This window comes from Leptospira koniambonensis (genome assembly GCF_004769555.1).
Classification (GTDB): Bacteria; Spirochaetota; Leptospiria; order Leptospirales; family Leptospiraceae; genus Leptospira_B; species Leptospira_B koniambonensis.
Map to the genome: position 1 here is coordinate 83,590 of NZ_RQFY01000011.1, position 13,863 is coordinate 97,452.

The 13,863-nt window shown below is 39.8% G+C and carries 10 protein-coding genes; 7 read left to right on the top strand and 3 right to left on the bottom strand.

Annotation, left to right across the window (positions count from 1 at the left end; translation table 11 throughout):
• Window positions 1-15: 15 nt before the first annotated feature.
• Together EHQ52_RS17545 and rfaD are read left to right on the top strand one after the other, a co-directional pair.
• A complete protein-coding gene (locus EHQ52_RS17545) occupies window positions 16-1,773 on the top strand; it encodes a UbiD family decarboxylase (RefSeq protein WP_135616467.1) in 1,758 nt (585 codons plus the stop codon).
• A gap of 12 nt (window positions 1,774-1,785) precedes the next feature.
• Window positions 1,786-2,751 carry an ADP-glyceromanno-heptose 6-epimerase gene (gene rfaD / locus EHQ52_RS17550; RefSeq protein WP_167492234.1) on the top strand — a complete coding sequence of 322 codons (966 nt, stop codon included), beginning with the start codon at window positions 1,786-1,788 and terminating at the stop codon, window positions 2,749-2,751.
• Window positions 2,752-2,786: 35 nt separating this feature from the next.
• Here rfaD and EHQ52_RS17555 read toward each other — a convergent pair whose 3' ends face one another.
• The 3 genes from EHQ52_RS17555 to EHQ52_RS17565 all read right to left on the bottom strand — a co-directional run bounded on the left by EHQ52_RS17555 (window position 2,787) and on the right by EHQ52_RS17565 (window position 5,002).
• Complete coding sequence (locus EHQ52_RS17555; protein WP_008592190.1) at window positions 2,787-3,089, bottom strand: ArsR/SmtB family transcription factor; 303 nt, start codon at window positions 3,087-3,089, stop codon at window positions 2,787-2,789.
• A 454-nt stretch (window positions 3,090-3,543) separates the two neighbouring features.
• A complete protein-coding gene (locus tag EHQ52_RS17560; protein WP_135616469.1) occupies window positions 3,544-4,314 on the bottom strand; it encodes an SDR family NAD(P)-dependent oxidoreductase in 771 nt (256 codons plus the stop codon).
• Complete coding sequence (locus tag EHQ52_RS17565; protein ID WP_135616470.1) at window positions 4,298-5,002, bottom strand: histidine kinase; 705 nt, start codon at window positions 5,000-5,002, stop codon at window positions 4,298-4,300. The genes EHQ52_RS17560 and EHQ52_RS17565 overlap by 17 nt, the downstream gene beginning before the upstream one ends.
• Before the next feature lie 719 nt (window positions 5,003-5,721).
• Here EHQ52_RS17565 and recN point away from each other — a divergent pair.
• The 5 genes from recN (at window position 5,722) to EHQ52_RS17590 (ending at window position 13,834) form a co-directional block, all read left to right on the top strand.
• Complete coding sequence (recN, locus tag EHQ52_RS17570; protein WP_135616471.1) at window positions 5,722-7,428, top strand: DNA repair protein RecN; 1,707 nt, start codon at window positions 5,722-5,724, stop codon at window positions 7,426-7,428.
• A gap of 131 nt (window positions 7,429-7,559) precedes the next feature.
• A complete protein-coding gene (locus tag EHQ52_RS17575; RefSeq protein WP_135616473.1) occupies window positions 7,560-8,165 on the top strand; it encodes a MotA/TolQ/ExbB proton channel family protein in 606 nt (201 codons plus the stop codon).
• 1 nt (window position 8,166) lies between these two features.
• Window positions 8,167-8,634: an ExbD/TolR family protein gene (locus EHQ52_RS17580; RefSeq protein ID WP_135616475.1), complete on the top strand. Its 468-nt coding sequence runs from the start codon at window positions 8,167-8,169 to the stop codon at window positions 8,632-8,634.
• Window positions 8,635-8,722: 88 nt separating this feature from the next.
• A complete protein-coding gene (locus EHQ52_RS17585; protein ID WP_135616477.1) occupies window positions 8,723-11,620 on the top strand; it encodes a BamA/OMP85 family outer membrane protein in 2,898 nt (965 codons plus the stop codon).
• Window positions 11,621-11,632: 12 nt separating this feature from the next.
• Window positions 11,633-13,834 carry an ATP-dependent helicase gene (locus EHQ52_RS17590; protein WP_135616479.1) on the top strand — a complete coding sequence of 734 codons (2,202 nt, stop codon included), beginning with the start codon at window positions 11,633-11,635 and terminating at the stop codon, window positions 13,832-13,834.
• Window positions 13,835-13,863 lie beyond the last annotated feature (29 nt).

A 13,863-nucleotide genomic window follows, 5' to 3' on the forward strand; every position in this document is an offset into this window, starting at 1 on the left:
TATAAAAGGAAAACTATGAACATTCGATCCACTTCTGAATTTGTAAAAGAACTTTCTAAAAAAGGAGAACTTTTGGAGATTAAAGAAGAAGTGGACCCTATTTTGGAGATTGCAGAGATCCAAAGAAGAGTAGTCGCTAAACGAGGCCCCGCACTTCTATTCTCGAATGTAAAAGGATCCAAATTTTCCGTAGCTACTAATTTATACGGTTCTGAAAATAGGATCAAGATTGCATTTGGAGAAGATCCAGTAAAGTTCATTCAGAAAATCGCATATACTGCGAAACATCTAATGCCTCCCACTCCTAAAAAAGTCTGGGAAGCAAGATCTCTTGCTTGGACTGCTTTGAAAGTTGGTCTTAAGAAAGTAAGTAAGGCTCCAATTCTGGATTCAGAATTACAGAGTATAGAAGAATTACCTGCTCTAAAATCTTGGCCCAAGGATGCAGGAAGATTTATCACATTACCTTTGGTATATACAGAAAGTCCCAAAACCGGAAAAGGAAATTTGGGAATGTATCGGATCCAATTCCACGAACCTAAACTTACAGGGATGCATATTCAGATCCATAGAGGTGGAGGATTTCATTATTCTGAGGCAGAAGCAGAAGGTAATTCACTTCCAGCGCATATCTATGTAGGAGGTCCGCCTGCACTTACAATTTCTGCAGTGGCACCTTTGCCAGAAGAGATCAGCGAATTTCTTCTCGCCTCACTTTTATTAGGTGAAAGGTTAAAATTACTAAAAAATAAAAAGATAAGCCCTCTTCCAATCGTTGCAGATGCTGATTTTGCATTGATCGGAAAAATTCCTCCGAGAATCAGAAGACCAGAAGGTCCATTCGGAGATCATTACGGATATTATGCTTTAAAACATGATTATCCAGTATTCGAGGTAGATAAAATTTACGCTCGTAAAGATGCGATCTGGCCTGCAACAGTTGTGGGACGTCCTCCTCAAGAAGATCATTGGATCGCAGAATATCTACAACATCTATTATCTCCAATGTTCCCAATCGTAATGCCTCAGGTAAAAGGAATTTGGGCTTATGAAGAATCCGGAGTACATTCTTTAGCGGCTGCAATTGTAAAGGAAAGATACAAAAAAGAAGCATTCATGGGCGCTCTTAGAATTTTGGGAGAAGGACAATTATCTCTCACTAAATTCCTGATCGTGACAGACCAAGATGTTCCTTTGATGGATTTTAAAACTACTTTCCTTGCAGCACTTGAAAGATTTCAACCGGAGACTGATCTGCATATATTCTCTAATATTTCTCAAGACACTTTGGATTATACAGGACCAAAAGTAAATGAAGGCAGTAAGGCTGTTCTACTTGGAGTCGGACATAAAACTCAAAAACTAAAACCTAAGATCACTTCTAATATTAAAAATACTAAATTCAAAAATCCGAAAGTATATTGTCCAGGAGTCTTAGTAGTTTCCGGACCAAAATATAAAAAAGGAGATGGAGTTTTAGAAACACTTCGCAAAGAAGCAATCACCCAAGGATTTTTATTCGTATTCTTAGTTGATAGTTCTGAAGAAGCAACAAAATCGGATCATGATTTTATTTGGAATGTATTCACAAGGTTCGAACCAGCTGCAGATATATATGGAGATTCTAAAGTGATCCGTAACCATATTTCTTTCCAAGGTCCAATCCTTGTGGATGCACGATTAAAAACTTGGTATCCACCTGTACTTGAGGAAGATCCTAAAATCACCAAACAAGTAGAGAATAGATTTGGTAGACTTTTGGATTCAATTTAATCAAATGGAAGAATGGGAATGAAACGAGTAATCGTTACCGGCGGTGCCGGACTGATCGGAAGCAATATAGTTAGACTTCTAAACGAGCAAGGGATTTCAGATATCCTAGTCGTAGACCATTTGGGGCTGACTAATAAATGGAAAAACCTTAGAGGTTTGGAATATTCCGATTATTTAGAAAAAGAAAAATTTTTAGAAAAAGTACAAACCACAGATATCTTAAAAGATTATTCTCATATTTTTCATTTGGGGGCTTGCTCTTCTACAACGGAAATAGATGCATCTTATCTGATCCGAAATAATTACGAATACACTAAGATCTTAGCAGAAGAATCTCTTCGTAGAAAAATTCAATTTTTATATGCTTCTTCCGCAGCCACATATGGAGAAGGGCAATTCGGTTATGACGATAAGGCTCCTATCCATCCTCTCAAACCTTTGAATATGTATGGTTACTCCAAACATATGTTTGATCTATACGCCTTAAAAAAAGGATTCTTGGACCAAATCACAGGAGTGAAATACTTCAATATATTCGGATTTGGAGAGGCTCACAAGGAAGACATGAGATCAGTAGTATTAAAAGGATACGAACAGATCTCTTCCGAAGGAAAATTGAAATTATTCAAATCGTACCGTCCGGATTATAAGGATGGAGAGCAAAAAAGGGACTTCTTGTACGTAAAAGACGCTGCGAAGATCAGTCTATTTCTCCTAGAAAATCGTAAATTCGGTTTATATAATGTGGGAAGAGGGCAAGCTGAGACCTGGAATTCACTCGCTTCCGCACTGTTCAAGGCGATGGGAAAACCTGAAAATATTGAATATATGGAAATGCCTGAAAGTTTAAAGGCAAAATACCAATATTATACAAAGGCTGAGACCCAAAAGTTGATCTCAAGTGGTTACAAAGAAGGATTTACTGATTTGGAAACTGCGATTGCGGATTACGTGGATCTGTTACGGAAAGAAGAATAATAAAGGGGTCCCTTAGAACCCCCCACAGCTATTAATTACTTAGAAAAGATCTGAAGTAAAGATTTTGCGAATGCTTTGAATTTTGCATCTTTGATAGAGTAGAATACTTGGTTAGAAACTTTTTTGCTTCCTAAGTATCCTGCTTCTTTCATTTTGCTTAAGTGTTGGGAAGCAGCTGATTGGCTGATACCAAGTGCGTCTACAAGTTCTCCCACGCTGTGTTCTTTTCTAGAAAGATGGAGAAGAATTTTTAATCTGTCAGGATGAGCTACTGCTTTAAGTCCGCGGATGGTAGAATCCAGATGAGTTTTTTTAATTTCTAACTTTTGGGCTGCCATAATCTGCCTTCTGTTGTATTTGAATCCACTCTAACATAACCTTTGAAATTTACAAGGATTTCCGAAAAGTATCTCTATTTTTTGTAAAATTAGAAATCATGTAAATTATGATATAATTATGTAAATAAAATGGAAAATAATTTATTACCAAGTGTAGAGATAATAACCTCAAAGCTTAGATAAATTGAATATTATAACTTTCAATCCTTCGAATATTAGAACCCTCTTACGTTTAGAAGATCCCAAAAACTCAATATTCTAATTTAACAATAAACTAAATATGTACTATTATAAAGTTCGAATTTGCCAAAATTCTAATTCAAGAAAACGTTTTGAAGAGTGAACAAGCTTTCAGCCTAACCAAGATAGGCGAAACGAAATTATTAAAGGCAAAAGTGTGGAAGAATTAAGGAAAACTAATGGACTGAAGAAGGGAATAAAAGAAACAAAGGGGTCAAATTTTGACCCCTCCGGAAATTTCCAAAACGACTCCGTCTACCAGATCGTTTTGAGCGATGAATACCGCTGTGTTTGCGATTTCATCCGGTCTACCCAATCTACCAATCGGGATAAGAGCTTCCCATTTTTTGAGAGCTTCCGGGTTCATGTCTTTCATTACCATTTCAGTAGCGATGAATCCAGGTGCGATACCTGCGACTCTGATACCGTAACGGCTGAGTTCCTTCGCCCATAACTTTGTCATTGCGGCGACACCCGCTTTTGCTGCGGAATAATTGGTTTGGCCTGGGTTACCATGCATAGAAACGGACGCGATAGGGATGATCACTCCTTTGGTACCGTTATTTACCATTTGAACCGCTGCTTCTCTACCTGTTAAGAATACTCCAGTCAGGTTTACATCGATTACTGCCTGCCATTCTGCCAAAGACATTTTAGATGCAACCTTTCCAGTTTGTTTATCCGCTTTTATTAAGAGACCATCTCTTAATATCCCAGCATTCAAAACTGCAATGTCCACGGAACCGAAAGCGGAAACCGCTTTTTCCATGAGTTCAACGGCATCTTTTTCCTTAGAAACATCTGTCGGAACTGCGATTACCTTAGCGCCAAGCGCTTCGATCTCTTTTTTGGCTCCTGCAAGTTTTTCCTCGGAGATATCCGATAGAACGATATTGGCTCCCAATTTTGCAAAATGAAGGGCCATCTCTTTGCCTAAGCCTCCGGCGGAACCGGTGACTACGGCAGTCTTATTTGTGATTTCCAACTTGGTTGATTTCCTTACTTCTAATGGTTACATAATTGTCAGTGAAAGGGATTTCTACCCTGGCTACAGTTTCTGCAGGGCTCGTTTGGATCCTGAACAGGTTCGGATCGATATTCTCACTTTTTAGAAGGATCATGATAAGAGCGATACCTAGACCGGCTCCCTCAGTATTATCCATATTATCCATATAGAACTCGGCGATATCATTATACTCCATCGCCTTTCTCATCTTCTCCCTCATACGAGATTCTTCGATCTCGATTACAGGAGTATTATTAACTACTTCGACCACCAAACCTTCTGCTGCATAGGTTACCGAAATTTTGACAAAAACGCCTCTGGCAAGACAACGTTTACCGTATTCGTCAGCCATTTTTTCGGAGAAGTTCTGTTTGAATTGGGCCAGACCCTGGTCGTAATGTTCATGATTTCGGATATCCAAACCAAGATCTTCGAAGAAAACCCTTTTTTGGTTGGCCTTCACTCCGTTGATCGCCATTTCTTTGGTGATCGTATACAACATCTCTATGTATCTTGTTTGGCCTAATTTTTCCAGAACTTCTGTTAGAATACGCAAAACGTATTTTTCCAATTTGGAATTCATTCTGGAAGACTGAACTGAGATGCGGGAGCGGCTGAGGATGTAGTCTGAGAGCTGGGCGTCTAAATCTTTGAAACTTTTTGCCATGCTCGTTCAGTCCTCTGTGGGAGTAAAATCGATACCCAGTGTTTCCCCCAGGACGATTCATGCAATCAAAAATCAGCGGTTCCCAGATCTCAAAAAGGATACAAACTCCAAGGGTTGGCCGCGTCCGATCCGGGGGATCGGACCAAGCTCTCGCCTCCGGTCAAAAAATCGCATTCACGATTTTTTGACCCCGACTCGATCTTTCGCGGATGGTAAATCAATGTCTCTTTGTGCTTCCGTGAAATTTGTGCGAGACTTTATAATTTTTGTGTCTCACGCAGAGGCGCAAAGACGCGAAGATATAGATTGTTATCTCTGTGTGTTCAGTGAACTCTGTGCGATAATTTTGAGTTTTTAGGTTCACATGGAGTTCACGGAGGATAGTATTCTGGATTAAAGTATAATACCTGCTCCAACCTTGCCTATGTATTCTTGCAGGCTCCAAGCCTAACAGTGTGCGTAAGGATATTACACTATTTGTCTTACTGCTTTACATAATATTAATACTGCGACAGCGATGCGCAGGGGAAGTCGCTGGAAGCGACCGGAGCGACGCGTAGCCCGTAGCAGCGCGGTCCGAGCGAGAGCGAGCGAGTCGCCCCCAAATCTTTTAATAACTTCTTTTTCCGATTTTCACTTTTTTAAAATACTATACAAAAAAATAGTTTACAAAAGTATATAATCATACGAATAGTATGCTGTAGCTAAGAGGAAAAACCATGCTTCAGACAATTAGTATTCGAGATTTTGCATTGATTGAATCAGCCCAAATCGACTTAAGAGCGGGCTTGACTGCGATTACGGGAGAGACCGGTTCTGGAAAATCTCTCTTACTAGATGCTCTTTCTTCCTTACTCGGGGGAAAGAGTAGTACTATGGATATCCGAACAGGCTCGGACAAGTATTGTCTTGAAGCTGAATTCGATATTTCCCAAAATCCAGGCGCCATAACTTGGATGAGGGAACATGGATTTCCTCTAAGCGGTTCAGCTATAGTGATCAGAAAAGAATTCACTCGAGACGGAAAAACGAAAATTCAAATCAACCATTCACTTTCTTCTGCTCAGGTGCTTCGCGGTTTAGGAGAGATCCTATCCGAAGTACATAACCAAAATGATCAAATTCTACTTTTGGATAAAGCTCAGCAATTGGACATCTTGGATGGTTTTGCAGGTTTGCATACACTCCGAGGAGAAGTGAAAGAAGGATTTTTAACCTATAAAAGTCTCAAGAAGAGACTAGAGGAATTAGAATTATCTCATGCAGACAGAAACCGTAAAAAAGAGATACTTCAATACCAGATAGAAGAGATCCATACTGCTAATTTTAAATTGGGAGAAGAGGAGGAACTCAGTAAAGAAGAGAACCTACTCGTTCACGGAGAAAAACTCGCAGAGAACCTGGATATAATCACTAGTTACTTACATGAAAGTGAATCTTCTGTTTTAGGTATTTTTCCTAAGGTGCTTGCTGCGTCCGATAAGATTAAAGTTTTGAACGAATCATTAAACGAAATGGATTCCGCACTTAAGGAAGCATATGTTACGATTCGTGAGATAAATACCACTGCCCAAGACCAAAAGGAAGAGGTATTTTTCTCTCCCGAAAGGTTATCTCATGTTCAATCTAGGCTAGACCTGATCCAAAAGCTTAAGAAGAAATACGGAAATTCAATTTCTGAAATTTTAGAAACAAAGAAAAAAGCAGAAGATGAACTTTCTGCCTTAGAACAGAACTTAGATTCTAAAACTTCTCTGGAAAAAGAAAAGAAAAGGGCAGCAGATAAATTGACCCAAGCTTGTTTGCAGCTTTCCAAATCTAGACGTGAAGTATTAAACAAATTCGAATCCAAACTCAAATCAGAATTAGAAGTTCTGGGAATGAAGGGTGCCGGACTACAGGTAGTACTTCGTTGGGAAACAAGCCCAGAGGGAGAAGTAGAAGCCCAAGGAAAATCTTATTTGGTAAACGAATTCGGATTGGATCAGGCGGAATTCTATTTCAGCCCAAACCCTGGAGAAAAACCAAGACCTCTTCGTAAAATTGCTTCTGGTGGAGAGATTTCCAGAGTAATGTTGGCCATCAAAAGTGTGCTTGGTTCCAATTTTGATGGAAAAGTTTTAGTTTTTGATGAGATTGACTCTGGTCTGGGTGGAGAGATTGCTTCTGACGTAGCAAAAAAACTCAGAACCCTTTCTAAAACTCACCAAATCATATTGGTTACACATTTACAGCAGATTGCAGCTGCTGCAGATCATCATCTTCTAGTAAGTAAACGACTCCAAGAGGGAAGAACCGTCTCTGAAACGGAATTCTTAGGAATGGAGGAGAGAACCATGGAACTTGCGAGAATGATCGCGGGTCAAAATATCTCCAAAGGCGCTCTACATCACGCAAAGGAATTGCTCAAAAAGAAGGCGGTATAATTCGTCTTCTCAATTTCGCTTTTTACCGGGGCAGAATCTGCTTTCGGTAAAAAGGAAAACTTCCTTTTAAAAATCGTTTGGCAGGGACAGCCGAGTTGGAAACCCTACTCCTTGGAGAACCTCAAGCCGATATGATTCTTGCAAAAACAGATTCTTTGGTTTCCATTATTCCACCGGAAACCGTACCTATTCTGATCCTTCTAGTTTCTATAGTAGGATTTACAATCATCATCGAAAGGCTGATCTTCTTCTCTCGTTGGAAATCCATTACTCCGGACGATTGGAGAAGGGTAAAAGATCTACTCAGAGATAAAAACTATGACTCTGCTTCCGACTTGATGAGAAGCCTGAGCCAAGGCCCGGTCTCTCAGGTTTTACAAGCTGGTATTACCCAGTTTAAGAAAAATGCATCTTCTGTAGATGATGAGATTATAACCCAAGGATTAAACCAGATCCAAAGAATGGAAAAATTCCTTTCTCCGTTAGCAACAATCGCTACCATCTCTCCACTTTTGGGAGTATTGGGAACTGTTCTCGGGATCATTCGTTCCTTCGCAGAAGGTTCCGGAACAAGAGGAGCAGAAGTAGGGATCAGTGAGGCATTGATCACTACAGCTATGGGGCTTGCGGTTGCGATCCCTGCATATATTTTCCATAACTTCTTCCAAAAGAAAAAGGAAGATGCGATTTCCGAGATGGAAAGTCTTTCTGAGCAGGCTCTTAGGTTTTTAAAATAAGATGAAATTTAGAAAGTGGAGTCGGGGAGAAAGCGGAAGTTTTAGGGCAGGTCAAATTGAACTTGCGCCTATGATCGACGTTATCTGCTTCATCGTAATTTATTTTTTGATGAATGCGACTTTGGAAAAATCCACTGTCGTAAAAATAGAACTCCCTAGATCTTCTAGTACCGCTCAGGAAAAGAAAAAGGACGAATTGGTTATCACTGTCAATAAAGACGGAAAAATTTTCCTAGATAAAGACACTGAACCTGTTCCTTTGGAAAAACTGACTGAAAAAATAAAATTGTTCAATGGCCAAAACCAAGGCGACGACAAAGATAAAAAAGAACAGAGTAAAAATCGGGTGATTATCAGAGGGGATGGTGGAGCAAATTATCAAACCATCGTTAAGGTAATCGATAAAGTGAACGAAGCCGGAGTAACAAGATTTAATCTTGCGATGGTTCGTCAACCGGGAGGTCAGTGATCCGCTCAGGTGGATCTAAAGACTTATTTCGAGAAGGGAAGAACCTTCTCGATTTTAAATAAAGCCTTAAGGCGATTTCAAAAGACTCTTGAAACGAAAAGTATCTATATATAAATCCTTTGCCGTTATTTTTGTAAGCGGATTCTTTTTTTACTCCGGCGAGATCTCTCAACTTTTCTCCAAGAAAAGCGATTATTTCGGAAAGATCGTAAAAGAAATAAAATTTAACGGAAACAAGAACACATCCGACTCGGATATCAGTGGTCTTTTGGAACTCCGAACAGGTAAACTTCTTACCAAAGGGATCATTGACCGAGACTTAAAGGCATTATTTGCTTCTGGATTCTTCTACTTTATAGATATTAAAGCGGAAGAAATGGAGGGTGGTGTTCGGGTCATTTTCGAACTCAGAGAAAGACCGAGAGTCAAGGACATAGAATTTATTGGGGCAGACGAGGTTTTTCCTGCTGATCTCCGAGACAAAATGCCTTTAAAGGACAATGAGGTAATCACTCCTCAAAAAGTTACCAAGTCCAGAGATATTATATTACAAAAATATAAAGACGAAGGATTCTTCCTTGCTTATGTAAAAGTAGAGCTTGGAAAACCTGATCCAAAAACTAACTTAGTAAAAGTCCGCTTCATCATCGACGAGGGAGAAGAAATCCCAGTCGCAAAGATCAATATTTACGGCAACGAAACCATCGAAACTTCTGAGATCTTAGGTCTTATGGAGTTAAAAGAAGAAGGTTTATTCGAAGGTGGTAACTTCAAAGAAAGTTCCTTCGAAAAAGATAAAGAAGTTATCCAAGCTTATTTGAGAAGTAAAGGATACTTGGATTCAGAATTGATCCGAGAAGGTACAAACTGGGAGATCCATTGGGAAAACCCCGAAAAGAAAAATAGAAGGGTAATCATAGTCAATATCAAACTCTACGAAGGGCAGGTGTATTATTTTAACGGATATACCGTTGCTCATGATATGACTACTGACGGTGACGGCAGACCCATCTTCTTGAACAAAGAGAATAACCCGCCTGAAACTCCGAAAGATAAACTAAAACCTTTATTCACGGTCCCAGAGATCGAAAAATCCCTGGATTATAGTTCCAAAGACGCGGGCGAAATTTTCGACGAGACTGTATTCTCCAGAGATAGAGCTACTGTAAACGAACTCTATGGATCCAAAGGCCATATTTTTGCTCAGGTAATTCCAAGAAGAAAGATCGTTTCTTTAGATTCAGAAAGTTTAGAATATTATGAAAATTGCGCCTCCAGAAGAACTGAGGTGGAAAAAAAGTCCTGCGAAGAAGAATATAAACAATTAAATATTCGTAAATTAAGGGAAATTTACAGAGATAACCCAGAGCTAAGGGGACGTAAATTTGTTCACGTAGACTTTACTGTTCGCGAGAACAACTTGGCTCAGATCGAAAACGTAATCATCAAAGGGAATAAAAAAACTCAGGACAAAGTAATTCGTAGGGAGTTACTTTTCAAACCTGGGGATTTATTCGATTCAAGTTTAGTAAACCGTTCCAGGGAAAGGATCTTCAACCTTGGTTACTTCAAAGAAGTAAACTTTAATATGAGACCCGGATCAGATGATACTAAGATGAACCTGGTCATCGAAGTATTGGAACAACCTACCGGAACAGTTTCCATGGGTGGTGGTTACGGAACTATCACTGGATTTACTATCTTTACGGAAATTGGGGAGAATAACCTAAACGGAACTGGACAAAAAGTTTCTGGTCGTTTGGAGTTTGGACCTTATCGAAGATCATTCCAGATCTCTTGGACTGAGCCTTGGATGTATGATACTCCTTGGTCTCTATCACTTTCCTTGTTCTATTTTTCTCGAACCATATTCTTAGGTTCTACTTCTACGATCTCTATTTCGGATAGTACAACTTCTCCAACTGTAGAGAATGCAACCTATGATAATAATGGTTTGGGGGTCACCATGGGAGTGGCTCACAGGCTTGGAACAAACTGGACCCACTTTCATAGATATACTCCTGCATTTTATTCATATTCTAACCCGACTGCACTTGTGTCAGATGCGGTTTTGGCTAACGTAAGAAGAGGATGGCAGTTCCGTTCACAGGTAACGAATGGTCTTGCTTATGATATCCGAGATAACGTATTTGCTCCTACTCGTGGTTACGATCTTCTCTTCCAAGTAGATAACGTAGGACAATATTTGGGCGGGTCTTCTCACTTCGACCAATATAGGATCTTAGCGGAATATTATCATACATGGTTTGATTTTACTTTCGGTGGTTTGATCCGGAACAATGCTCTTCGTAGATGGAGAGTGGTCCAAGAGTTCAGGACTTCTGATACTTTTATTTTCCAAAGGTCTCCTGCAGGAGGATCTCATAACCAAGATCCTGTCCAGGATCCTTATATCCGTCCTCAGGATTTACTCATCATTGGTGGTTACGAATCCTTGAGAGGTTGGTATTATAACGACCAAAAGTATCCTGTAGAGTGGAGAGATGGCGCCCAACATCGTCTACTTTTTGATACAGAGATCCGTATTCCTATAGAACCAAGCTTACTCTGGCTTGTGGTGTTCTTGGATGGTGGAGCACTTTACGAACAGGTGAATCGCGCGACAGGAACTAAAAAAGATTATTTCGAATCTTACGATAAGAATAAGGAAGATCAGATTGCTGCAAACCCGATCGGTTGGTACATCCAAAACAATTTCAATTTGCAGAATGGACGTAAGGCTGACGTAACCTACGATGAATTGAATAACCCAGGAAGATTGATCTTATCGTCAGATAACGTTGCAATGGATAGAATGAGATATTCTTGGGGTGTGGGTTTAAGGGTACAGATCCCAGTTCTTCCTTTACGTATTTACTTCGCTCAAAAATTAAAACCTACCGGAAATTTCTGGGCACCTTTCGAAAGATATGAATCGGATAATGCATTCCAGTTCGTATTCGGTATCGGTGATTACCGATTCTAAGGAGTTTTTGCTTTGTCAGTTGATCTAGTACAAGGCCTGAATGATCCTCAGAAAGCCGCAGTCGAAAGACTGGAAGGTCCTGTTTTAATATTAGCAGGTGCAGGTTCCGGAAAAACCAGAGTAATCACTCATAGGATCGCAAACCTGATCCTGAATAAAAGAACAGATTCTATTTGCGCTCTTACTTTTACTAATAAGGCCGCTGCAGAAATGTTAGAAAGAGTGGCTAAACTTGTACCTTCCATTCCTTGGAATGTGCAGATCAAAACATTTCACTCTTTATGTTTGTATATTTTAAGAAGGGAAACTTCTTATTTGGGGATGCCTTCCGGATTTACTGTTTATGATTCTGTATTACAGGAATCTTTAATTAAACAAGTGATCAAAGATCTGCATGAAGATCCTAAACAATACAAACCTTCTTCTTTGACCGGGATATTTTCTTCTTGGAAGGATGGACTTTCTGATTCAGATTCTTATATCCGAAAAGAGAATTTTTCCCATAGATCGCAGATGATATCAAACATCTATGAAGAATACGAAAAACGTAAAAAGAAAAACCAAGCTTTAGATTTCGGGGACCTGATCCAAAAGACTGTGGAATTATTCAGAAATAACCCCTCTGTTCTACAATCCTACCAAGATAGATGGAATTATATCATGGTGGATGAGTATCAGGATACAAACAAGGCACAATACACATTGGTGCGTCTACTTTCTGGAGACAGAGGGAATCTTTGTGTGGTCGGAGACGACGACCAGTCCATCTATTCTTGGAGAGGAGCAGATATTTCGAATATTCTAAATTTCGAAAGTGATTTTCCGAATGCTTATGTAGTAAAGCTTGAGGAAAACTATCGCTCAACTTCCAGGATTATTCGTGCAGCTTCCAAGGTGATCGCAAATAATAGCGGAAGAAAAGAGAAAGAATTATTTACAAATAATGAATTGGGAGAACCTATCTCTGTTTCCCAATTCGAGAATGAAACGGAAGAAGCTTACGATATAGTCAAAAAAATCAGAGCAGGATCTGCAAGAGGTGCGGACTACAAGGATTTTGCGATCTTCTACCGGACAAATGCTCAGTCCAGATACTTTGAAGAAGGACTTAGATCTTCCGGTATTCCGTATAAAATTTTTGGCGGATTCCGATTCTTTGATAGAGCAGAGATCAAGGACATGATCGCTTATCTAAACGTGGTAGCAAATCCTATGGATTCCAATTCTTTATTAAGAATTGTGAATACTCCTCCTAGAGGAATTGGCGAAGCAAGTATAGAGAAGATCAGGACATTCTCCTTAGATAAAGGGATTTCATTCTTAGAAGCAATTGGACATCCCGATCTTCCCTTAAAAAAAGCAAGTTTAGGAAAAGCTAAAGAACTTTATCATCTATTCGAAGATTTGATCGATAGAAAAGAAAAAGGTGAGCTACCTTCTAAAATCGCTTTGGAGATTGTGGGAAGATCCGGTTGGATCGATTATATGGAAAGAGATGCACATGATGAGGAAGCTGTCTCTAAAGTAGAGAACGTGAGAGAATTCGTGAATTCAATCGAAGAATACGAATCTCGTGAAGATTCTCCAAATTTAGAAGAATATCTGAACCAGATCAGCCTTCTTACCTCCGAAGAGGATTCTGCACAACTCACTGACTATGTTCATCTTATGACTGTCCATAACGCTAAAGGACTGGAATTCCCTACAGTGTTTCAGACAGGTTTGGAAGAAGGGACCTTTCCCCATTCCATGAGTTTGGAAGAACCGAATGGAAAGGAAGAAGAAAGAAGGCTTTTTTACGTAGCATTGACCCGTGCCAGAGTGAAATTATATCTCAGCTATTCCAGGACCTCTCGAAAATTTGGAAAAGTAGAGGACCGGATCCCGTCCAGTTTCCTTCCTGAAATTCCCGCTGAATGTTTCGGAGAAGAAGGTATCCTCGCCCAAAAAGGAGTTCGCAGGCCTTCCGGGCCTCCGTCGGCTTCTTCAGGAGCTTACAAAATCCCTGAAACTCCAAGGGAAAGGGAAGATTCTTCCAGACCTTTGGGAGAAGAGGCGGATATCCAAGAAGGAGATAAGGTCAAACATGCCCAATTTGGCCTCGGACTGGTAGTTTCTGTGCAGGGAACTGGTAAAAACCGAAAAGTAAAAATTAAGTTTGGGGGTCTGGAGAAGAACTTTTTCCTTGCCTATACCCCCTTAGAGAAATTATAACAAGGGGGAAAGTTCACCCCTTAAAATAC